Below are 21,500 nucleotides of genomic sequence, written 5' to 3' on the forward strand. Positions count from 1 at the left end.
GCTTCCAGCGCTTGGTGGACAAGCGCTGGAGGCCTTTTTCATTGTGAATCCTCGGGCATGGGGCGCGGCTGCTGCATCGCGGCGTCCAGCTGCTGCCTGATCTGCTGCTGGATCTGCCGGCCCTGCCCGCGCACGTCGCCGGCCGGTGCGGCGGCGCCGGGCGCGGGCGCGGCGCCCTGCTGCTTCCTGGCGAGCACGGCCACGATGGCCAGGACCACGAGCAGGCCCACGACGGTGAATCCCATGCGCATGCTCAGTCCTCCCGGGGGGCGGCCATGCCCAGCCTGCGCATCCATTCGGCCAGCGCGCGCTCGTCGGGCGTGCCCGCGGCGTACTGCGCATGCATGGCGGCGTGCGCTTCCTTGCGGTGCTGGTTGAGCTTGATCTTGCACTGCACGTCCAGCACCTGCAGCTCGAACGCGGCGATGCCCGCCATCATCCTGTGCGCGAACTCCTCGCCCAGCGCGCGCCACTGCGCGGCGTAGGCGGGTTCGTGGTCGGCGATCAGGGCCTTGAGCAGCGCGTCCGTGGCCGCGTGGCCCTCGACCGGCGTGGCGCGCACGCGGCAGTGCACCGCGAGGTAGTTCCACGTGGGCACGCGCGCGGCGTCGGGGTAGACCGAGGGCGACATGTACGCATGCGGCCCCTGGAAGACCGCGAGCGCCTCGGGCCGCGAGCGCAGGTAGCGCCAGTGCGGGTTGGGGCGCGCGCAGTGGCCCAGCAGCACCCATGCGCCGCCCGCGCGCTCTTCGAGGTGCAGTGGCAGGTGGGTGACGAAGGGAAAGCCCTCGTCGTCGTTGCTGACCAGGCTGGCGAACGGGTGCGCGCGCATCAGCGCGGCGGCGTGGGCGGGGTCCTTGGACCGGAATTGCGGCGGCAGGTACATGGCGGGGTCTCCAGAGGCAGAAATGTAGCCGCGCTGGGATAATCCGCCCCCTATGTCTCTGCTCCCCCACCAGCTCGAACTGCTCTCCCCCGCGCGCGACGCCGACATCGGCATCGAGGCCGTGAACCACGGCGCCGACGCCGTCTACATCGGCGGCCCGGCGTTCGGCGCGCGCGCCACGGCGGGCAACGGGCTGCGCGACCTGGAGCGGCTGATCCGCCACGCGCACCGCTTCCACAGCCGCATCTTCGTCACGCTCAACACCATCCTGCGCGACGACGAGCTGGAGGACGCGCGCCGCATGGCCTGGCAGGTCTACGAGGCCGGGGCCGACGCGCTCATCATCCAGGACATGGGCCTGCTGGAGATCGACCTGCCACCCATCCAGCTGCACGCGAGCACGCAGACCGACATCCGCACGCCCGAGAAGGCGCGCTTCCTGCAGGACGCGGGCCTGTCGCAGATCGTGGTCGCGCGCGAGCTGGACCTGTCGCAGATCGCCGCCATCCGCGCAGCGACGGACCCGGCGCGCACCACCATCGAGTTCTTCGTGCACGGCGCGCTGTGCGTGGCCTATTCGGGCCAGTGCTTCATCAGCCACGCCCACACGGGCCGCAGCGCCAACCGGGGCGACTGCAACCAGGCCTGCCGCCTGCCCTACGAGGTGCTGGACGGCCAGGGCCGCATCATCGCGCACGAGAAGCACGTGCTCTCGATGAAGGACAACAACCAGTCGGACAACCTGCGCGCCCTCATCGGCGCGGGCGTGCGCAGCTTCAAGATCGAGGGCCGCTACAAGGACATGGGCTACGTGAAGAACATCACGGCCCACTACCGCAAGCTGCTCGACGAGATCGTCGAGGAAGGCGGCTTCGCGCGCTCGTCCAGCGGGCGCACCGCGTTCAGCTTCACGCCCGACCCGGATCAGAACTTCAACCGCGAGTTCACCGACTACTTCGTCAACGGCCGCCAGCAGGACATCGGCGCGTTCGACACGCCCAAGACGCCTGGCCGCGCCATCGGCTGGGTCACGCAGGTCGGCGACAAGTGGTTCGAGCTGGAGACGAGCGACCATGCCACCCAGCTGCACAACGGCGACGGCCTGTGCTACTACGACCTGCAGAAGGAACTGGTGGGCGTGCACATCAACCGCGCCGAGAGCGTGAAGAAGGGCGCGTGGCGCGTGTTCCCCAAGGACCCCATCGCCGGCTTCAAGGACCTGCGCAAGGGCCTGGAGATCAACCGCAACCGCGACATGGACTGGGTGCGCACGCTGGAGAAGAAGTCCAGCGAGCGGCGCGTCGGCGTGTGGGCGCAGCTGTCGGAAACACCCGACGGCTTCGCGCTCACGCTGACCGACGAGGACGGTTTCACCGGCAGCGCCGCCATCGCCCAGCCGCACCAGGCCGCCACCGACGCGGCCAGGGCCGAGGCCACGCTGCGCGAGCAGCTCGGCCGCTTCGGCGCGACCATCTTCCAGGTGCACGACATCGCGCTGCAGCTCTCGCAGCCCTGGTTCGTGCCCGCCTCCGCGCTCAACCAGCTGCGCCGCGACGCCGTGGCGGCGCTGGAGCACGCGCGCGCCGAGGGCCTCGTGCGCCTGCCGCGCGCCGCGCCCGTCGAGCCGCCCGCGCCCTTCCCCGAGGACACGCTGACCTACCTGGCCAACGTCTACAACCACAAGGCGCGCGACTTCTACGCGCGCCACGGCGTGAAGGTGATCGCCGCCGCCTACGAAAGCAAGGAAGAGGAAGGCGAGGTGAGCCTCATGATCACCAAGCACTGCGTGCGCTACAGCATGAGCCTGTGCCCCAAGCAGGCCAAGGGCGTGATCGGCGTGAAGGGCACCATCCGCGCCGAGCCGTTGCAGCTCGTCAACGGCAAGGAAAAGCTCACGCTGCGCTTCGACTGCAAGCCCTGCGAGATGCACGTGGTGGGGCGCATGAAAAAGTCGGTCATGAACCAGCACCTCAGGGACATGCAGGAAAAGCCCCTGCGCTTCTACCGCACGCGGCCCGCCGCATAAGCACATAGCCAGGCCATCGTTCGGGCGCGCCGCGGCTTGGCCGACAATGTCCGGCTGTCAACAACCCAACCCAAGGAAGACACCGATGCGCATCGAAACCCTGGCCGTCCATGCCGGCTACTCGCCCGATCCGACCACCAAGTCCGTGGCCGTGCCCATCTACCAGACGGTGGCCTACGCCTTCGACAGCGCGCAGCACGGCGCCGACCTGTTCGACCTGAAGGTGCCGGGCAACATCTACACGCGCATCATGAACCCCACGACCGACGTGCTGGAAAAGCGCGTCGCGGCGCTGGAGGGCGGCATCGCCGCCGTGGCCGTGGCCTCGGGCATGTCGGCCATCACCTATGCCATCCAGGCGATCGCCGAGGCGGGCGACAACATCGTGAGCGCCAGCACGCTCTACGGCGGCACCTACAACCTGTTCGCCCACACCTTCCCGCAGCAGGGCCTGGAGGTGCGCTTCGCCGACCCGCGCGACCCGGCCAGCTTCGGCAAGCTGATCGACGAGCGCACGAAGGCGGTGTTCTGCGAATCCATCGGCAACCCGCTGGGCAACGTGACCGACATCCGGGCCCTCGCCGACGTGGCCCATGCCCACGGCGTGCCGCTGATCGTGGACAACACCGTGCCCAGCCCCTACCTGCTGCGCCCCATCGAGCATGGCGCCGACATCGTGGTGCACGCGCTCACCAAGTACCTGGCCGGCCACGGCAACAGCATGGGCGGCGCCATCGTCGACAGCGGCAAGTTCCCTTGGGGCCAGCACAAGGCGCGCTTCAAGCGCCTGAACGAGCCCGACGTGAGCTACCACGGCGTGGTCTACACCGAGGCCCTGGGCCCGGCCGCCTACATCGGCCGCGTGCGCGTGGTGCCGCTGCGCAACACGGGCGCGGCCATCTCGCCGCACAACGCCTTCCTGATCCTGCAGGGCATAGAGACGCTGGCGCTGCGCATGGACCGGATCTGCGAGAACTCGCAAAAAATCGCCGAGGCGCTGCAACGCCATCCGAAGGTGGAATGGGTGCGCTACGCGGGCCTGCCGGAGCACCCCGACCACGCGCTGGTGCAGCGCCAGCTCGGCGGCCGCGCGTCGGGCATCCTGTCGTTCAGCCTGAAGGCCGACGACGCGCGCGCGGCGGGCGCCCGCTTCCTCGACGGGCTCAAGCTATTCACGCGCCTCGTGAACATCGGCGACGCCAAGTCGCTCGCCACGCACCCGGCATCGACCACGCACCGCCAGCTCAACGCCGACGAACTGGCCAAGGCCGGCGTGACCGAGGGCATGGTGCGCCTGTCCATCGGCATCGAGCACATCGACGACCTGCTCGAAGACCTGCACCAGGCGCTGGACGCGGTTTGAGCGCGCAGGCCCTCGCCCCCGCCCTCTCCCAGGGGGAGAGGGAGTAAAAACCGGCACGGCCGATCGCCCTCGCCCCTCCGGGGAGAGGGAGGGGTGAGGGGATTTCCGTGTTTTTAGCCTCCAGCGCTTGTTAGCCAAGCGCTGGCAGCTATCGTTTCAGGAGTCCCGCGCCAGCCGCAGCCCCGTGAACTGCCAGCGCGCGCCGGTCGGGAAGAAGTTGCGGTAGCTCACGCGCGCATGGCCCGCCGGCGTGGCGCAGGAGCCGCCGCGCAGCACGTACTGGTTCACCATGAACTTGCCGTTGTATTCGCCCACGGCCCCCGGCGCGGGGCTGAAGCCGGGGTACGGCGCGTAGCTGGACCGGGTCCACTCCCACACGTCGCCGAACATCTGCTGCAGCGCCCCGCCCTGCGCCGGCGCCGGCGCGGGGCGCGGGTGCAGCGCGCCGCCGTCGGCGAAGTGGCCCTGCTCCACGCCGGCGGCCCGGGCCGCGGCGGCCTCCCACTCGGCCTCGGTGGGCAGGCGCGCGCCGGCCCAGCGGGCATAGGCGTCGGCCTCGTAGTACGACAGGTGCGCCACGGGCTGCAGCGGCGCCAGCGGCCGGCCGCCGGCCAGCGTGAATTCGCTCCAGCCGCCCTCGTCCCGGCGCCAGTACAGGGGGTGGGCGATCTGCTGGCTGCAGCACCAGTCCCAGCCCTCGGCCAGCCAGTGCGCGGGGTCGCGGTAGCCGCCGTCGGCCATGAAGGCGAGGTAGTCCGAGTTCGTGACCAGGCGCGTCGCCAGCTCGTAGGGCCGCAGGTAGGCGGCGTGGCGCGGCAGCTCGTTGTCGAACGCGAAGCCCTCGCCCGCGTGGCCGATCTCGACCAGCCCGCCATCGAACCGCCACCAGCCGGCCTGCGCCGCGCCCGCGCGCCCGGGCGGCGGCGCCGGCGCATCGCGGTACGCGGGCCACAGGGGGTTGCACCACAGCAGGTGCTTGATGTCGGTGACGAAGAGTTCCTGGTGCTGCTGCTCGTGCTGCAGGCCCAGCTCCAGCAGCGCGCCGAGCCCGGCCGGCGGGGCGCCCCGCCCCAGCAGGCGCCGCATGCGCGCGTCCACGTCGGCGCGGTAGGCCAGCACCGTGGCCAGCGGCGGGCGGGTCAGCATGCCGCGCTGCGGGCGCGGATGCTGGCGCCCCACGCCCTGGTAGTAGGAGTTGAACAGCACGCGGTAGGCGGGGTCGAAGGGGCGGAAGCCCTGCTCGTGCGCCTCCAGGATGAAGGTCTCGAAGAACCAGGTGGTGTGCGCCAGGTGCCACTTGGCGGGGCTGGCGTCGGGCATGGACTGCACGCAGCAGTCCTCGGCCGACAGCGGCTGCGCCAGCGCCTCGGTGGCGGCGCGCACGGCCGCATAGCGGCGCGCGGCATCGGTGTCCCCGCCGGGGGATGCGGGTGGAGGGGCTGGTGCGTTCATGGCACGGGTCCTTTCATGCGCGCGCATGCACCATGGCATACCAGCCGCGCGCGTCCGTCCAGCTCTGGGTGCTGGCAAAGCCCGCCTGGCGCAGCAGCGCGGTGAATGCCGGCAGGGGGTGCTTGTAGCTGTTCTCGGTATGGATGCGCTCGCCCGCCGCGAAGTCGCGCCCGCCGCCGGGCCAGCGCACGCGCTGCGGGCCCAGGGCCTCCAGGTGCATCTCGATGCGCGAGGCGACGGGGTTGAAGAACGCCCGGTGCCGCCATTGGCGCGGGTCGAAGTCGCTGCCGACCAGGCGGTTCACGTGCGCCAGCGCATTGCGGTTGAAGGCGGCGGTCACGCCCGCGGCGTCGTCGTAGGCCGCCTCCAGCACGGCCCTGGGCTTGGGCAGGTCGATGCCGATCAGCAGCGCCCCGCCGCCCTGCGCCAGCGCGCGCATCCGCGCCAGCAGCGCCACGGCCTGCGGCGGGTCGAAGTTGCCGATGGACGAGCCCGGGTAGAACACCAGGCGCCGCTGCCCCGGGATGTCCGGCGGCAGCCGCAGGCCGGCCGTGATGTCGCCGGCCACCGCGCGCGCGTCCAGCCCCGGCAGCGCCGCGCGCAGGCGCGCGACGGCGCCCTGCAGGTAGTCCGCCGAGATGTCCACGCCCACGAAATGCGTGGCCGCCAGCCGGCGGCACAGGTCGCGCGCCTTGTCGCAGCTGCCCGCGCCGGGCTCTATCACCACGCGGCCCGCGCCCACCGCCTCGGCAATGGCGCGGCCGTGGCGGCGCATGAGGGCACGCTCGGTGCGCGTGAGGTAGTACTCGGGCAGGCGCGTGATGGCCTCGAACAGCTCGGAGCCGCGCCGGTCGTAGAAATACTTGGGCGAGATGCTCGCCTGCAGCGCCAGCAGGGCGTCCGTGATCTCGCGCCGGCACGCCGCATGCGCCTGCGCAGCGGGCTGCGCCTGGTGCGGCAACGCAAGGGAGGGGGAGATGGCGGGCATAACGCCGCAGCGTAGGGCGCAAGCCCCCGGTGCGGCGCAGGCCAAGGCATGCATTGCAGGTAGGACGGCCACGCAAATTGCGCGCGCCCCCTTGCGCCGGCGCGCCGCGCGTGGCAGGCCGTCCTGCCGTTTATCCAAGAAAAAGCGCTGGAACGCCCGCCCGACAAACACCGCCAGCTATCAAAAGTAAAAAGGGCTGGCGCCCCACATGCACCAGCCCTTCCCCCGCAGAGGACGAAAACCCCGGAATCAGAAGCGGTAGCCGACGCCCAGGCCCACCAGCACGGGATCGACCTTGAACTTGCCGACGCCGCCGCTGACCGTGGTGTCGATGTAGACCTTCTTCACGTCGAAGTTGAGCGACCAGTTCTTGTTCAGCGCGTAGTCGAAGCCCACCTGCAGCGCCGGGCCCCAGCTGTTCTTCTTCACGGTCAGCGCGCCGCCGGCGATGTCCACGCTGGAGAAGCGCGTGTAGTTGACGCCCGCGCCCACATAGGGCTTGAACGCGCCCATGCCGGTGAAGTGGTACTGGCCCAGCAGCGTGGGCGGCAGGTGCTTGAGCGTGCCGATCTTGCCGCCGTTCAGGCGCACGTCGTGCTTCTGCGGGTAGGTCAGGATCAGTTCGGCCGCGAAGTTGGGCGTGAAGAAGTACGACACGTCCACTTCCGGGATCCACTTGTCGTTGATGCTCACGCCGGCAGCGCCCGCGGCGCCACCGTTGGAGCTGTCGAGGTGCACGGCGCGTGCGCGCACCATCCATTGACCGTCCTGCTGCTGCGCGTACGCTGCACCGGAAGTCATTGCACACAAAACGGCCAAGGCCAGCAGGTTCCTTTTCATTTGGGATATCTCTATTCGGTTGAACGGGGACGGCCCCCGTACACCCATTAGGCCTACCAGCAAAATGGTCAACTTTGCTGCAAATCAATATTCAAATGCCTTTGTCCATGGGCATTTGTTCGTGTGTCACAAAAAAGTAACAGCCGGCTATCCATGCGATGCGGCCGCGCCGCGCCAACGCCCGAGCAGCATCCACCCGGCCAGGACGGCGGCGCCGGCCACGAGCCCCGCCAGGACGTTGAGCAGGCTGCTGGCCAGCAGGGCCCACAGGCCGCCCAGGGGCCAGCCGCCCGCCGCCGCGCCAGCGGCGGCCACCGCATGGTGCAGCGCCGGCACGCCGTGCACCAGGATGCCGCCCCCCACGAGGAACATGGCCGCGGTGCCCGCCACCGACAGCGTCTTCATGAGCCACGGCGCCGCCGCCAGGATGCCACGCCCCAGCGCCTGCGCGGCGGCGCCGGGCCGGCGGCTGAGCCACAGGCCCAGGTCGTCGAGCTTCACGATGCCCGCCACCAGGCCGTAGACGCCCACCGTCATGAGCGCCGCGATGCCCACCAGCACCACCACCTGCTGCACGAACGCCTGGCCGGCCACCGTGCCCAGCGCGATCACGATGATCTCGGCCGAGAGGATGAAGTCGGTGCGCACCGCGCCCCGGATCTTCTCCTTCTCGAACGCCACGAGGTCCACCGCAGGGTCGGCGTTGGCCTGGGCATGGCTGGCGTGCTGCGCCGCGTCCTCGGCCGGTGCGTGCAGGAAGCGGTGGGCCAGCTTCTCCACGCCTTCGAAGCACAGGAACGCGCCGCCCAGCATCAGCAGCGGCGTGATGAGCCAGGGCAGCCACGCGCTGATGGCCAGCGCCGCCGGCACGAGGATGGCCTTGTTCACCGCCGAGCCCCTGGCCACGGCCCAGACCACGGGGATCTCGCGCTCGGCGCGCACGCCCGCCACCTGCTGGGCGTTGAGCGCCAGGTCGTCGCCCAGCACGCCCGCCGTCTTCTGCGTGGCCACCTTGGTCAGGGTGGCCACGTCGTCGGCCACGGCGGCGCTCTTCTTGGCCGCCACCTTGGTCATCACGGACACGTCGTCGAGGATGGTGGCGATGTCGTCGAGCAGGGTCAGCAGGCTGGCTCCGGCCATGGAGGTTCCTTTGCGTAGGCGATGAGGGGGGCCGATTATGGGGACAGTGGGCCGCACCGCGGCGCACGGGCAATCCGCCTCCAGGACTTTGCTATAGATATTTTCTGGCTCTATCGCCCATCGGTAAAGCGCCTGCAGCTCTCTTTTCAATAGCAATCAAAATCCACGCCACCACCCCGCCACACAGCACTCCCAGCAGCGCCCCGCCGAGCACGTCGCGCGGGAAGTGCAGGCCCAGCGCCACGCGGCTCGCGGCCACCGCCACGGCGCAGGGCAACAGCATCCAGGCCGCCAGGCGGCGCGGCGCCAGCAGCCAGGCGCAGGCCACGAAGGCGAAGGCGACGCTGGCGTGCGTGCTGGGGAACGAGGCGTCCGCCCGGTGCGGCACCCAGGCCGTGGTCAGGCCCAGTGCGAACGGCCGCTGCTGCGGCCACAGCCATTCCAGCCCGCGCGTGCAGGCCCAGGCCAGCGCCATGGCCGCGATGCAGCCCCAGGCGGCGCGGCGCCACGCGCCATCGCCCACCACGCAGGCCATGAGCAGCGCCGCCAGCAGGACCTGCGGCAGTTCGTGCGAGGCGCGGCGCACCCAGGCCAACACGCCGGGGTGCTGTCCCACCCAGGTGTTGAGCGCGATGAGCAGCGCGTTCTCGTCCACGCTCAGTGTCCCTGCATCTGCAGGCTGTCCACCTCGACCTCCACCGCCTCCAGGAAGTCGCTGTCCACCTCGCCGCGCAACTCCACCGCCGTCCGCTGGTCCACGGGGCGGCCCAGGAACAGCGCGTCGTCGATCTCCACGCGCACCTCGCCCGTGCCGTCCGAGAACAGGTACTTCTCGGGGCCGATCTGGCGCAGCAGGTGGCCGCGCAAGTGCGCCGGGCGGCCGTCGCGCGGCTGCGCGAGCACCTCGCGCACCGTGCGCGCCACGGGCTCGGCCGAGGGGCCGGTGTACTGCGCCCAGGCCAGCGCGGGCGCCAGGGCCAGCGCCGCGAACACGATGCGCCGCTCAGTCATCGAATTCCACCTTGCTGGCTTGGAGCGTGCTGCCATTGGCGGACAGCGTGCCCTCGATCTCGACCTTGGCACCCACCACGAGCTGCGCCGCCGTGCCGCCGCGCCAACTCGCGGCCGAATAGTCCACGGTGACACCGCGCACCACCACCTGCCGCGCGGCGGCGTCGATGCGCTCCACGCGCCCTTCGATCTCCAGCCCGTCGCCCGCGCCGCGCCCGCCATCCAGCGCCACGCGCCGGGCCGCGAGCACGCCGTCCTTGAGCGTGCCCTCCACCTCCACGCGCGCGCCCAGGCGCACGCCGGCGGGCACCGAGGCCACGGCCGATGCATCCACCGCCACGCCGTTCACGCTGAAGCGCGCGGCGCTGGCGTAGGCGGTGACGATGCCCTCCACCTCCGCGAAGGCGCCGCCCGCCGGCAGCACCGTGCTGGCGGCGATGCCGTCAATGCGCGTAGCCACCCAGCGGCCGGCGGCGTCGGGCATGGGCGCCAGCTCCAGGCGCACGGTAGCGCCCTGCGCGGGCGGCGCGGCCAGCGCCAGATTGGCGTAGGAGATGGTCAGCGCGCCCACGCGCAGCGTCCTGGCCGCCGTGTCCACCGACTGCACGCTGCCGCGCAGCTTGTAGCGGCGCCCGGGCTCCTCGCGCTCGATGCGCGTGGCGACGATGGCGCCCTGCGCGTCGGCGAAGCCGTGCACCTCCACCACCTGGCCCACGGCCAGGCGCGACAGGCCGCCGCGCAAGCCGTCGTCGAACACCGTGCCGGGGGTGGTGCCCACGCTCTGGCCCAGCACCGTGAGCGTGCCGGCCGCGGCGTCCACGGCGGTGACGGGGCCCTCGACCTCGCTGCGCCAGCGGATCTCGGAGGCGCTCGCCGCCTGCGCGCCGGTGCCGTCGGCCTGGGGCGCGCTGGACTGCAGCTCCACCACCATGCCCAGCCTGAGGTCGCCCGCCCGCGACGCGGCGCCCGCGTCGTCGAGCACGCGCGCGGCGCTGTCGTCGTAGCGCACGCCATTGACGCGGATGGAGCCGAAGCCGTGGATGGCGCCCGTGGCATACGATAGGCTCGCCGGCGCGGCCGGGGCGTCGGCGCCTCCTCCACCGCCGCCGCAGGCCGCGGCCGCAGCGGCCAGGGCCAGGGTGCCCAGGCGCAGGGGAAGGGATCGATGGAATGTCATCATCATGGCGATGCACTTGGCAGAAAGTTGAGATGGAGCGCATTCTTGAAAAGGCCGCCTAAACACGCGCTGAATGCGCCGTTCATCCGGCGTTTAACCGCCCGCACCTACCCTCGCGCGATGCTCCAGCGTGCCGCCGTTCTCGCCTGCCTGTTCTTTCCCGCCTGCGGCGCGTTCGCCGCGCCGCCCGCCGACCACGACGCCGTGCGCCGCGCCGTGCAGGCCGGCAAGCTCAAGCCGCTGGCCGAGATCCTGGCGCGCGTGCAGGCCACGCACCCCGGCCGCGTGCTCGACGTGGACCTGGAGCGCGACGCCTCGGGCCGCCAGTGGTACGAGATCAAGCTGCTGGCCAAGGACGGCCAGCGCGTGGAGCTGTACGTGGACGCCGTGACCGGCGCCGAGATCGGCCGCCAGAAGCTGCCGCTCGCCACCCCGCGCCCCATGGCCGAGGTGCTGCGCGAGGTGCTGGCCGCGCACCCCGGCGTGGTGCAGGAGGCCGAGCTGGAGGAAACCGCCGAGCGCCAGGCCGTCTACGACATCACCATCGAGCTGCCCGACGGCCAGCGCCGGAAGTTCGTGGCCGACGCGCTCACCGGCCGCCTGCTCGCCGCCGACCCGCGCCGCAGGGCGCCGCCGGGCATCCGCCCCCTGCCCGAGCTGATCGAGCAGGTGGAAAAGCGCTACCGGGGCCGCGCCGTGGAGGGCGAGCTCAAGAGCGGCCCGCAGGGCCGCCCCTACTACGAGATCAAGCTGCAGCAGCCCAGCGGCCGCGGCCTGGAGGTGAACGTGGACGCCCTGAGCGGCCAGGTGCTTGGCGAAGAAGGCCTGAACTGATGCGCGTGCTGGTGGTGGAGGACGACGCCCGGCTCGCCGCCGGCATCGCCGCCGCGCTGCGCGAAGCGGGCATGGTGGCCGAGGTGTGCCTGGACGGCCAGGAGGCCGAGGCCCTGGGCTGCGTGGAGCCCTATGACGCCGCCGTGCTCGACCTGGGCCTGCCCGGGCGCGACGGCGTGTCGGTGCTGCGCCACTGGCGCGAGATGGAGCGCACCTTTCCCGTGCTGGTGCTCACCGCGCGCGGGCGCTGGAGCGACAAGCTCGCCGCCTTCAACGCCGGCGCCGACGACTACCTCACCAAGCCCTTCCTGCACGACGAGGTGGCGCTGCGCCTGCGCGTGCTGCACCGGCGCGCGCGCGGCCAGGGCGACCCGGTGCTGCGCGTGGGCCCGCTCGAATACGACACGCACGCGCAGCGCTTCGCGCTGCACGGCCGGCCGCTGGCGCTCACCGCGCAGGAGCAGCGCATCCTGGCCTACCTCGCGCACCGCGCGGGCGCCGTGGTTTCGCGCACCGAGATCGGCGAGCACGTCTACGCCCGCGACCTGGACCCCGACTCCAACACGCTGGACGTGCTCATCGGCCGCATCCGCCGCAAGCTCGGCGTGCCGCTGATCCACACCGAGCGGGGCCTGGGCTACCGCCTGGCGCACGATGGCGACGCACCCGCCCGCTGAACCCCGGCGCGGCGCGGGCCTGGCCGCGCGGCTGCTGCTGATCGGCCTGCTGGCGGCGCTGGCCATCACCACGGCGGGCGGCTGGGTGCTGCGCCACCGGCTCGAAGCCGTGGTGCTGCGCAGCGCCGAGCAGGGCCTGGCCGAACGCGCCGAGCGCGTGGCCGCGCAGCTGCGCGACGGCGCAGGCACGGGCAGCGGCGAGTTCCATGCCATCTTCTCGGGCTGGTACTGGCAGCTCGAAGGCGCGGCGCAGCCGGTGCGGCGCTCGCGCTCGCTGTGGGACAGCGGCCTGGACACCTCCGCCGCCCGCCCCGTGCCCGGCAGCCGCGCGCTGCTGCGCCTGGCCGGGCCGCGCGGCGAGCCGCTGCTGGGCCTGCGCCGCAGCGTGGACGGCGGCGCCGTGCTGCACGTGTTCGGCCCCGCCGCGGAGACGGACGCCGAGGTCGAGCGCATCGGCCAGGTGCTGCTGTCCATGCAGGGCGTGTTCATCGCGCTCTTGATGCTGCTCACCGTGCTGCAGGTGCGCATCGGCCTGCGCCCGCTGCGCCGCCTGGGCGCGCAGCTGCAGCGCGTGCGCGGCGGCGACGCCACGCAGATCGGCGCGGGCTACGGCCCCGACCTGGACCCGCTGGCCGCGCAGATCGACGAGGTGCTGGAGCGCAACGCGCGCATCGTGGAGCGCTCGCGCCACCACGCGGCGGACCTGAGCCACGCGCTCAAGAAGCCGCTGGCGCTGCTGGCCGGCGCCGCCGCGCCGCAGGCGCATGCCCAGGCGCTGCGCGGGCAGGTGCTGGCGCAGGTGGCCGCCATGTCGGGCCTGATCGACCGCCACCTCGCCCGCGCGGGCAGCGGCGCGGGCGACATGCGCTGGATCGCGGTGGCGCCGCGCCTCTCGGCCATCGTGGCGCTGATGCGCACCCTGCACGGCGCGCGCGCGCTGGACTGGGAACTGGACGCGCCCGCCGGCCTGCGCTGGAACGGCGAGCCCACCGACCTGGAGGAGATGGCCGGCAACCTGCTGGACAACGCGGGCAAGTGGGCGCGCGCGCGCGTGCGCTGCACGGCGCGCGCCCTTGCGGGCGGCGGCATCGAGATCCGCGTGGAGGACGACGGCGCCGGCCTGCCCGCGCACCAGCGCGCCGAGGCCGAGGCCGCGCGGCGCGGCCGCCGCTTCGACGAAGAGGTGGACGGCAGCGGCCTGGGCCTGGCCATCGTGCGCGACATCGCCGCGACCTACGGCGGCGCGCTCACGCTGGGCCAGGGCAGCCTGGGCGGGCTGGGCTGCACGCTGGTGCTGCGCTGATTCCGAGCCTTTTTGGCCTCCAGCGCTTGCCGGTCAAGCGCTGGCAGCTATCGGTTCAGGAGCACATGCAGGAGCTGCGTCTCAACCCACCCACTTGCGCGCGTTGCGCCAGATGCGCATCCAGGGGCTCAGGGCCTCCGGGCCTCCGGTGGCGGCCAGGTCGGTCCAGCTCATCTGGATGTTGCGGAACGCCCGCTCGGGGTGCGGCATCATGGCCGTGAAGCGGCCGTCCCGGGTGGTCACGGCCGTCAGGCCCCCGGGCGAGCCGTTGGGGTTGAACGGGTAGCGCTCGGTGGGCTGGCCGTGGTTGTCCACGAAGCGCATGGCCGCCACCGCCCGGGCGGCGTTGCCGCGGCGCTCGAAGTTGGCGTAGCCCTCGCCGTGCGAGACCACGATGGGCAGGCGGCTGCCGGCCATGCCCTGCAGGAACAGGCTGGGCGAGTCGAGCACCTCGACCATGGACAGGCGCGCCTCGAAGCGGTGGCTCTGGTTGGTGGTGAAGCGCGGCCAGTCCTCGGCGCCGGGGATGATGTCGGCCAGCTCGGCGAACATCTGGCAGCCGTTGCACACGCCCAGGGCGAAGGTCTCGCCGCGGCCGAAGAAGCGCTGGAACTGCTCGGACAGGCGCTCGTTGAAGGTGATGGAGCGCGCCCAGCCGATGCCCGCGCCCAGCGTGTCGCCGTAGCTGAACCCCCCGCAGGCGACCACGCCGGCGAAGTCCTCCAGCCGGGCGCGGCCGGCCTGCAGGTCGGTCATGTGCACGTCGAAGGCCTCGAAGCCGGCCTCGGTGAAGGCGTAGGCCATCTCCACGTGCGAGTTCACGCCCTGCTCGCGCAGCACGGCCACGCGCGGGCGCGCGCCGGTGCTGACGAAGGGCGCGGCCACGTCCTGGAGCGGGTCGAACGTGAGCCGCACGTGCAGGCCGGGGTTCGCCGGGTCGCCGGCGGCGGCGTGTTCGCTGTCGGCGCAGGCCGGGTTGTCGCGCTGCTGGCAGATCTTCCAGCTCACCGCGTCCCAGACCTGGTGCAGGTCGGACAGGGTGGCGCCAAACACCTTCCTGGCGTCGCGCCAGACCTGCAGCTCGCCCTTGCCCGCGTCCACCGGCGACGCCATGGGGCGCGTCTTGCCAATGGCGTGGCTGCACTGGATCAGGCCGTGCTCGCGCAGGGTCTGCATGACGGCGGCGCGGTCGGCCGTGCGGATCTGCAGCACCACGCCGGGCTCTTCGTTGAACAGCGCCGCCAGGGTCTGGGCGTCGCGCCGGCCGCTGACCTGCGCGCCCCAGTTCTTGCCCTCGCCGCTGTCCATGCGGCTGTCGCTGATGCCGTCGCCCTCGGTGATCAGCATGTCCACGTTCAGCGCCACGCCCACCTGGCCCGCGAAGGCCATCTCGGCCACGGTGGCCAGCAGGCCGCCGTCGCTCCTGTCGTGGTAGGCCAGGATCTGCCCCTTGGCACGCAGCGCGTTCACGGCATCGACGAGCGCGGCGAGGTCCTTGGGGTCGTCCAGGTCGGGCGTCTCGTGGCCGCTCTGGCCCGCTACCAGCCCCAGGATGGAGCCGCCCATGCGGTTCCTGCCGCAGCCCAGGTCGATGAGCACCAGGGTGCTGTCTTCTTCCTGGGCATCGAGTTGAGGCGTGAGCGTGCCGCGCACGTCGGCCAGCGTGGCGAAGGCGGTGACGATCAGGCTCACGGGCGAGGTGACCTTCTTCACCTCGCCGCCCTCGGTCCACTGCGTGCGCATGGACAGGCTGTCCTTGCCCACGGGGATGGAGATGCCCAGCTGCGGGCACAGCTCCATGCCCACGGCCTTCACGGTCTCGTACAGGGCGGCGTCCTCGCCGGGCTCGCCGCAGGCGGCCATCCAGTTGGCCGACAGCTTCACGCGCGGCAGCTCGATGGGCGCCGCCAGCAGGTTGGTGATGGCCTCGGCCACGGCCATGCGGCCAGATGCCGGCGCGTCGATGGCGGCCAGCGGCGTGCGCTCGCCCATGGCCATGGCCTCGCCAGCGAAGCCCCGGTAGTCGGCCAGCGTCACGGCCGCGTCGGCCACGGGCACCTGCCAGGGGCCGACCATCTGGTCGCGGTGCGTGAGGCCGCCCACGGCCCGGTCGCCGATGTTGATGAGGAAGCGCTTGGAGGCCACCGTGGGATGGGCCAGCACCTCGATCACGGCCTTCTCCAGCGGCAGGCCGTCCACGTTCAGGGGGGCGAAGCTGCGCTGCACGCTCGCGACGTCGCGGTGCATGCGGGGGGGCTTGCCCAGCAGCACGTCCATGGGCATGTCCACGGGGTACTTCTGCGCGCCTTCGGCCACGGCCGCGTCCTCCAGCACCAGCCGGCGCTCCTCGGTCGCCACGCCGATCACGGCGAACGGGCAGCGCTCGCGCTCGCAGAAGGCCGTGAACCGGGCCAGCGACTCGGGCGCGATGGCGAGCACGTAGCGCTCCTGGCTCTCGTTGGACCAGATCTCTTTGGGAGCCAGGCCCGATTCCTCCAGCGGCACGGCGCGCAGGTCGAAGCGCGCGCCGCGGCCCGCGTCGTTGGTCAGCTCGGGGAAGGCGTTCGAGAGGCCGCCCGCGCCCACGTCGTGGATGGCGAGGATGGGGTTCTGCTCTCCTTGAGCCCAGCAGTGGTTGATGACCTCCTGCGCGCGGCGCTCGATCTCGGGGTTGCCGCGCTGCACGGAATCGAAGTCGAGCTCGGCCGCGTTCGTGCCCGTGGCCATGGAGCTGGCGGCGCCGCCGCCCATGCCGATGCGCATGCCGGGCCCGCCCAGCTGGATCAAGAGCGTACCTGCAGGGAATTCGATCTTCTTCGTGTGCCGCGCGTCGATGGTGCCCAGGCCGCCCGCGATCATGATGGGCTTGTGGTAGCCGCGCGTGACGTCTCCCACCTGCTGCTCGTACTCGCGGAAGTAGCCGCACAGGTTGGGGCGGCCGAACTCGTTGTTGAAGGCCGCGCCGCCCAGCGGGCCCTCGGTCATGATCTGCAGCGGGCTGGCGATGTGCCCGGGCCGGCCCACCTCGCTACCCCACAGTTTGGAAACGGTGAAGCCTGTCAGGCCGGCCTTGGGCTCGGAGCCGCGGCCCGTGGCGCCCTCGTCGCGGATCTCGCCGCCCGCGCCGGTCGCGGCGCCGGGGAAGGGCGAGATGGCCGTGGGGTGGTTGTGCGTCTCCACCTTCATCAGCACGTGGTGCGTGCCGCTTCTCTTTTGATAGCTCGGGGCGCTTGCCCCATCTGCGCCGGAGTCGAATCTGGCAAAGAACTGTTCGACCTCGCTGCCCTCCATGATGGAGGCGTTGTCGGCATAGGCCACGATGGTGTGCCGGGGCGAGACGGCCTCGGTGTTGCGGATCATGCCGAACAGGGTCACGCCCTGCGCCACGCCGTCGATGGTGAACTGGGCGTTGAAGATCTTGTGGCGGCAATGCTCGCTGTTGGCCTGGGCGAACATCATCAGCTCCACGTCTGTGGGGTTGCGCGCCAGGCCCGTGAAGGCGTTCACGAGGTAGTCGATCTCGTCGTCGGCCAGCGCCAGGCCCCAGGCCTTGTTGGCGGCCTCCAGGGCGGCGCGGCCGCCCTGCAGCACGTCGACGAAGGCCATGGGCTCGGCCTGCAGCTCTGTGAACAGGCGCCCGGCCTCGGCGCGGCTGGCCACCACCGATTCGGTCATGCGGTCGTGCAGCAGCGCGGCGACCTGCTGCAGCTGTCCGTCGCTCAGCTCGGGCCTGCCGCCGAGCAGCCCGCCCTTGAGGGCGATGCGGTATTCGGTGATGCGCTCGACGCGGCGCACGGCCAGGCCGCAGTTGCGGGCGATGTCGGTGGCCTTGGACGCCCAGGGCGAGACCGTGCCCAGGCGCGGCGTGACGAGAAGCGCCACGCCGTCGGCCGGGCCGCCGTAGGGGTCGCCATAGCGCAGCAGCGCGGCCAGGCGCTCCTGCCCGGCTGGCGTGGGGGCGGCGTCCTGCGCGACCAGGTGCACGTGGCGCGCGGCAATGCCTTCGATCTTGGGATGGATGGCCTGCAGCTGGGGCAGCAGTTGCTGGGCGCGGAAGGTACTGAGGGCATTGCCGCCCTCCAGCGTGGTGATGTGCAAGGTCACGGTGTAGCGGCCTGGAGTGATGGGAGGAAAAGGCTTGCCGCCGCCGGGCGCCGGCGGCCGCTGAATGGGGCCGCCGCGCCCCGTGGCGCGTATGCGTGGCAACCCGGTATTTTAACGGCGGCCACCTCCGTCCCGGCCGGGCGCCTGCAGAGGATGAATGCGAATGGGATAATTTCCGCCATGAGCAGCATCACCATCAAAGACACCCAAGGCATTGCCGGCATGCGCGAGGCCTGCCGCCTGGCCTCCGAAGTGCTGGACTACATCGCCCCCTACGTCAAGCCCGGAATCACCACCGCCGAGATCGACCGCCTGGGTGCCGAGTGCATGGCCAGCCAGGGAACGGTGTCCGCCACCATCGGCTACCAGCCGCCGGGCTACCCGCCCTATCCGGGCCACCTGTGCACCTCGGTCAACCACGTGGTGTGCCACGGCATACCGAACGACAAGCCGCTCAAGAAGGGCGACATCGTCAACGTGGACGTCACCGTGATCACCAAGGACGGCTGGTACGGCGACAACAGCCGCATGTACCTGATCGGCGAATGCTCGATCGCCGCCAAGCGCCTCTCGGCCCTGACCTACGAAGCCATGTGGCTGGGCATACAGCAGGTCAGGCCCGGCGCGCGCCTGGGCGACATCGGCCACGCCATCCAGAAGTTCGCCGAGGGCCACGGCCTGTCGGTGGTGCGCGAGTTCTGCGGCCACGGCATAGGCCAGAAATTCCACGAAGACCCCCAGGTGCTGCACTACGGCCGCCCCGGCACCGGCCAGGAACTGGTGCCCGGCATGACCTTCACCATCGAGCCCATGCTCAACCAGGGCAAGCGCGACATCAAGGAACTGGGCCAGGACGGCTGGACCATCATCACCAAGGACCGCAGCCTGTCGGCCCAGTGGGAGCACACGGTGCTGGTCACGCCCACGGGCTACGACGTGCTCACGCTGTCGGCCGGCTCGCCCGCCCTGCCCTCTTTCGTGACGGCCACCACCACCTGAGCGCCACCCGGGTACATGGCCGGCACACAGGACTTTTGCAGCATCCGCCCCATGCCCTCGCACCAGCCCACGCCCGCCTTGCCGCCCGCCGATCCTGCCGCGCTGCACGCGCTGCGCGACGGCTACCACCAGGACAAGGCCGCCCTGCTGGCCAGGCTGCACGTGCCCGGCGCCTCCACGCGCGGGATCCGCAGCCTGCTGCGCAAGCTCTCCGCGCTGGCCGACACGATGCTGTGCCGGCTGTGGAGGCGTGCGCAATTGCCGCAAGGCTGGGCCCTGGTGGCCGTGGGCGGCTACGGGCGGGCCCAGCTGTTCCCGCATTCCGACGTGGACGTGCTGCTGCTGCTGCCCGATGGCACAGATGCGTCCGCCGGCGCGGCGCGCGAGCCCATCGAGGCCTTCATCGGCAGCTGCTGGGACGCGGGCCTGGAGATCGGGTCCAGCGTGCGCACCACCAGCGAATGCCTGGCGGAGTCCGCCGCCGACGTAACGGTGCAGACCGCGCTGCTGGAGTCGCGCCTGGTGTGCGGCAGCGCGGCGCTGTTCGAGGACTTCCGCCTGCGCTATGACGCGCAGATGGACCCGCGCGCCTTCCTGGTCGCCAAGACGCTGGAGATGCACCAGCGCCACACCAAGTACGAAGACACGCCCTACGCGCTGGAGCCCAACTGCAAGGAATCGCCCGGCGGCCTGCGCGACCTGCAGCTCATCCTGTGGGCGGCCCGCGCGGCGGGACTGGGTCGCGACTGGCGCGAGCTGGCGGCCAGCGGCCTGGCCACGCCCTTCGAGGTGCGCCAGATCGAGCGCAACGAGGCGCTGCTGCTCCTCATCCGCGCGCGCCTGCACGCGCTCGCGGAGCGGCGCGAGGACCGCCTGGTGTTCGACCTGCAGACCGCCGTGGCCGAGGCCTTCGGCTACCGCTCCACAGCGCCGGACGGCCGGCGCCTGGCCATGCGCGCCAGCGAGACGCTGATGCGCCGCTACTACTGGGCCGCCAAGGCCGTGTCGCAGCTCAGCCAGATCCTGCTGCTGGGCATAGAGGAGCGGCTCAACCCCTCCACGCACGAGCTGCGTCCCATCAACCCGCGCTTCTTCGAGAAGGCCGGGCTCATCGAGGTGGCCAGCGACGACCTGTACGAGAAGTACCCGCACGCCATCCTGGAGACCTTCCTGCTCTACGAGAGCACGCTGGGCCTGAAGGACCTGTCGGCGCGCACGCTGCGCGCGCTCTACAACGCGCGCGCCGTGATGGACAGGCGCTTTCGCCACGACCCGGCCAACCGCGCGCTGTTCATGCAGATACTGCGCCAGCCGCGCGGCATCACGCATGCCATGCGGCTCATGAACCAGACCTCGGTGCTGGGGCGCTACCTGTGGCCGTTCCGCCGCATCGTGGGCCAGATGCAGCACGACCTGTTCCACGTCTACACGGTGGACCAGCACATCCTCATGGTGCTGCGCAACATGCGGCGCTTCTTCATGGCCGAGCATGCGCACGAGTACCCGTTCTGCTCGCAGCTGGCCGCCGGCTGGGACAAGCCCTGGATCCTGTACATCGCGGCGCTGTTCCACGACATCGGCAAGGGCCGCGGCGGCGACCATTCGCAGATCGGCGCGCAGGAGGCGCGGCGCTTCTGCCGCCAGCACGGCGTGGAGCGCGAGGACGCGCGGCTCATCGAATTCCTCGTGGCCGAGCACCTCACCATGAGCCAGGTGGCGCAGAAGCAGGACCTGTCCGACCCCGGCGTGATCGCGGCGTTCGCGCGGCGCGTGGGCAACGAGCGCTACCTCACGGCCCTGTACCTGCTCACCGTGGCCGACATCCGCGGCACGTCCCCGAAGGTCTGGAACGCCTGGAAGGGCAAGCTGCTCGAAGACCTGTACCGCGCCACGCTGCGCGTGCTGGGCGGGCGCGCGCCCGACGCCGCCGCCGAGATCGAGGCGCGCAAGCGCGAGGCGCTGATCCTGCTGGCCCTGAGCGCCCTGCCCCACGAGGCGCACAAGCGCCTGTGGGAGACGCTGGACGTGAGCTACTTCATGCGCCACGAGGCGCCCGACATCGCCTGGCACACGCGCCACCTCTCGCGCCACGTGGGCAGCGCGCGGGCCATCGTGCGCGCCCGCCTGTCCCTGGCCGGCGAGGGGCTGGAGGTGCTGGTCTACGCGCCCGACCGGGCCGACCTGTTCGCCCGCATCTGCGGCTACTTCGACCGGGCGGGCTTCTCCATCCTGGACGCGCGCGTGCACACGGCGCGCAACGGCCACGCGCTGGACACCTTCCAGGTCGTTGCCTCCAGTCAGCCCGGCGCCTACCGCGAGCTCATCCACATGGTCGAAAGCGACCTGCAGCGCGCCATCGAGGACCAGGGCGCGCTGCCCGAACCCATGCGCAGGCGCGTGTCGCGCCGCGTCAAAAGCTTCCCCATCGCGCCGCGCGTGATGCTGCGCCCCGACGAGAAGGCCCAGCGCTGGCTCATCAGCATCTCCGCCAGCGACCGCGCCGGCCTGCTGTACATGGTGGCGCGCGTACTGTCGCGCCATGGCCTGAGCGTGCAGCTGGCCAAGGTCAGCACCCTGGGCGAGCGCGTGGAAGACACCTTCCTGGTCCAGGGCCCGGAGCTGCAGAACAACGCGCAGCAGATCCGCATCGAGACCGAGCTGCTGCAGGCGCTGGCCGACCAGTAGGCGCGGCCGTCATCG

Annotated in this window: 17 protein-coding genes; 7 read left to right on the forward strand and 10 right to left on the reverse strand. The window is 71.5% G+C overall.

What is annotated here, in order from left to right; translation table 11 throughout:
* Positions 1–38: 38 nt before the first annotated feature.
* A complete protein-coding gene (locus ACX12L_RS12600; RefSeq protein ID WP_459262903.1) occupies positions 39–245 on the reverse strand; it encodes a hypothetical protein in 207 nt (68 codons plus the stop codon).
* Positions 246–253: 8 nt separating this feature from the next.
* Positions 254–886 carry an FMN-binding negative transcriptional regulator gene (locus tag ACX12L_RS12605; RefSeq protein ID WP_459262904.1) on the reverse strand — a complete coding sequence of 211 codons (633 nt, stop codon included), beginning with the start codon at positions 884–886 and terminating at the stop codon, positions 254–256.
* Positions 887–938: 52 nt separating this feature from the next.
* Between ACX12L_RS12605 and ACX12L_RS12610 the strand changes: the two genes are divergently transcribed.
* Positions 939–2,912, forward strand: coding sequence for a peptidase U32 family protein (locus ACX12L_RS12610; protein WP_459262905.1), 1,974 nt, complete (start codon positions 939–941; stop codon positions 2,910–2,912).
* A gap of 85 nt (positions 2,913–2,997) precedes the next feature.
* On the forward strand, positions 2,998–4,275 hold the full coding sequence (locus ACX12L_RS12615; protein ID WP_459262906.1) for an O-acetylhomoserine aminocarboxypropyltransferase/cysteine synthase family protein: 1,278 nt from the start codon (positions 2,998–3,000) through the stop codon (positions 4,273–4,275).
* A 156-nt stretch (positions 4,276–4,431) separates the two neighbouring features.
* On the opposite strand, the gene egtB is transcribed toward ACX12L_RS12615, so the two are convergent.
* The 7 genes from egtB to ACX12L_RS12650 form a co-directional block, all read right to left on the reverse strand.
* Positions 4,432–5,727 (reverse strand): ergothioneine biosynthesis protein EgtB, encoded by a 1,296-nt coding sequence (egtB, locus tag ACX12L_RS12620; protein ID WP_459262907.1) that lies wholly within the window; start codon positions 5,725–5,727, stop codon positions 4,432–4,434.
* 13 nt (positions 5,728–5,740) lie between these two features.
* Positions 5,741–6,715 carry an L-histidine N(alpha)-methyltransferase gene (gene egtD / locus ACX12L_RS12625; RefSeq protein WP_459262908.1) on the reverse strand — a complete coding sequence of 325 codons (975 nt, stop codon included), beginning with the start codon at positions 6,713–6,715 and terminating at the stop codon, positions 5,741–5,743.
* A gap of 249 nt (positions 6,716–6,964) precedes the next feature.
* On the reverse strand, positions 6,965–7,555 hold the full coding sequence (locus ACX12L_RS12630; RefSeq protein WP_459262909.1) for an OmpW/AlkL family protein: 591 nt from the start codon (positions 7,553–7,555) through the stop codon (positions 6,965–6,967).
* Positions 7,556–7,702: 147 nt separating this feature from the next.
* On the reverse strand, positions 7,703–8,695 hold the full coding sequence (locus ACX12L_RS12635; RefSeq protein WP_459262910.1) for a DUF808 domain-containing protein: 993 nt from the start codon (positions 8,693–8,695) through the stop codon (positions 7,703–7,705).
* Positions 8,696–8,786: 91 nt separating this feature from the next.
* Positions 8,787–9,350, reverse strand: coding sequence for a phosphatase PAP2 family protein (locus ACX12L_RS12640; RefSeq protein WP_459262911.1), 564 nt, complete (start codon positions 9,348–9,350; stop codon positions 8,787–8,789).
* 2 nt (positions 9,351–9,352) lie between these two features.
* Positions 9,353–9,706, reverse strand: coding sequence for a YgiW/YdeI family stress tolerance OB fold protein (locus ACX12L_RS12645; protein WP_459262912.1), 354 nt, complete (start codon positions 9,704–9,706; stop codon positions 9,353–9,355).
* Complete coding sequence (locus tag ACX12L_RS12650; RefSeq protein WP_459262913.1) at positions 9,699–10,889, reverse strand: DUF5666 domain-containing protein; 1,191 nt, start codon at positions 10,887–10,889, stop codon at positions 9,699–9,701. The genes ACX12L_RS12645 and ACX12L_RS12650 overlap by 8 nt, the downstream gene beginning before the upstream one ends.
* 114 nt (positions 10,890–11,003) lie before the next feature.
* On the opposite strand from ACX12L_RS12650, the gene ACX12L_RS12655 reads away from it, so the two are divergent.
* Genes ACX12L_RS12655 through ACX12L_RS12665 form a run of 3 tightly spaced genes read left to right on the forward strand, consistent with a single transcriptional unit; the run spans position 11,004 to position 13,697 of the window.
* Positions 11,004–11,717 carry a PepSY domain-containing protein gene (locus ACX12L_RS12655; protein ID WP_459262914.1) on the forward strand — a complete coding sequence of 238 codons (714 nt, stop codon included), beginning with the start codon at positions 11,004–11,006 and terminating at the stop codon, positions 11,715–11,717.
* Positions 11,717–12,394 (forward strand): response regulator transcription factor, encoded by a 678-nt coding sequence (locus ACX12L_RS12660; protein WP_459262915.1) that lies wholly within the window; start codon positions 11,717–11,719, stop codon positions 12,392–12,394. The genes ACX12L_RS12655 and ACX12L_RS12660 overlap by 1 nt, the downstream gene beginning before the upstream one ends.
* Entirely contained in the window at positions 12,372–13,697 is a 1,326-nt protein-coding gene (locus ACX12L_RS12665; RefSeq protein ID WP_459262916.1) for a sensor histidine kinase, read from the forward strand. The genes ACX12L_RS12660 and ACX12L_RS12665 overlap by 23 nt, the downstream gene beginning before the upstream one ends.
* Positions 13,698–13,778: 81 nt before the next feature.
* On the opposite strand, the gene purL is transcribed toward ACX12L_RS12665, so the two are convergent.
* Positions 13,779–17,801 carry a phosphoribosylformylglycinamidine synthase gene (gene purL / locus ACX12L_RS12670; protein ID WP_459262917.1) on the reverse strand — a complete coding sequence of 1,341 codons (4,023 nt, stop codon included), beginning with the start codon at positions 17,799–17,801 and terminating at the stop codon, positions 13,779–13,781.
* Between the two features lie 180 nt (positions 17,802–17,981).
* Between purL and map the strand changes: the two genes are divergently transcribed.
* Both map and ACX12L_RS12680 read left to right on the forward strand, forming a co-directional pair.
* Positions 17,982–18,800 (forward strand): type I methionyl aminopeptidase, encoded by an 819-nt coding sequence (gene map / locus ACX12L_RS12675; protein WP_459262918.1) that lies wholly within the window; start codon positions 17,982–17,984, stop codon positions 18,798–18,800.
* A gap of 51 nt (positions 18,801–18,851) precedes the next feature.
* Positions 18,852–21,485: a [protein-PII] uridylyltransferase gene (locus ACX12L_RS12680; protein ID WP_459262919.1), complete on the forward strand. Its 2,634-nt coding sequence runs from the start codon at positions 18,852–18,854 to the stop codon at positions 21,483–21,485.
* The last annotated feature ends 15 nt before the right edge of the window (positions 21,486–21,500 follow it).

This window comes from Alicycliphilus sp. T452, from assembly GCF_054512775.1.

Excerpts from the sequence above, each read along its gene's own strand:
- ACX12L_RS12635 (WP_459262910.1), bottom strand. The coding sequence starts at position 8,695 with ATGGCCGGAGCCAGCCTGCTGACCCTGCTCGACGACATCGCCACCATC.
- ACX12L_RS12645 (WP_459262912.1), bottom strand. The coding sequence starts at position 9,706 with ATGACTGAGCGGCGCATCGTGTTCGCGGCGCTGGCCCTGGCGCCCGCG.
- map (WP_459262918.1), top strand. The coding sequence starts at position 17,982 with ATGAGCAGCATCACCATCAAAGACACCCAAGGCATTGCCGGCATGCGC.
- ACX12L_RS12630 (WP_459262909.1), bottom strand. The coding sequence starts at position 7,555 with ATGAAAAGGAACCTGCTGGCCTTGGCCGTTTTGTGTGCAATGACTTCC.
- ACX12L_RS12655 (WP_459262914.1), top strand. The coding sequence starts at position 11,004 with ATGCTCCAGCGTGCCGCCGTTCTCGCCTGCCTGTTCTTTCCCGCCTGC.
- ACX12L_RS12600 (WP_459262903.1), bottom strand. The coding sequence starts at position 245 with ATGGGATTCACCGTCGTGGGCCTGCTCGTGGTCCTGGCCATCGTGGCC.
- ACX12L_RS12650 (WP_459262913.1), bottom strand. The coding sequence starts at position 10,889 with ATGATGATGACATTCCATCGATCCCTTCCCCTGCGCCTGGGCACCCTG.
- ACX12L_RS12660 (WP_459262915.1), top strand. The coding sequence starts at position 11,717 with ATGCGCGTGCTGGTGGTGGAGGACGACGCCCGGCTCGCCGCCGGCATC.
- ACX12L_RS12665 (WP_459262916.1), top strand. The coding sequence starts at position 12,372 with ATGGCGACGCACCCGCCCGCTGAACCCCGGCGCGGCGCGGGCCTGGCC.
- ACX12L_RS12615 (WP_459262906.1), top strand. The coding sequence starts at position 2,998 with ATGCGCATCGAAACCCTGGCCGTCCATGCCGGCTACTCGCCCGATCCG.
- egtB (WP_459262907.1), bottom strand. The coding sequence starts at position 5,727 with ATGAACGCACCAGCCCCTCCACCCGCATCCCCCGGCGGGGACACCGAT.
- egtD (WP_459262908.1), bottom strand. The coding sequence starts at position 6,715 with ATGCCCGCCATCTCCCCCTCCCTTGCGTTGCCGCACCAGGCGCAGCCC.
- ACX12L_RS12680 (WP_459262919.1), top strand. The coding sequence starts at position 18,852 with ATGCCCTCGCACCAGCCCACGCCCGCCTTGCCGCCCGCCGATCCTGCC.
- ACX12L_RS12610 (WP_459262905.1), top strand. The coding sequence starts at position 939 with ATGTCTCTGCTCCCCCACCAGCTCGAACTGCTCTCCCCCGCGCGCGAC.
- ACX12L_RS12605 (WP_459262904.1), bottom strand. The coding sequence starts at position 886 with ATGTACCTGCCGCCGCAATTCCGGTCCAAGGACCCCGCCCACGCCGCC.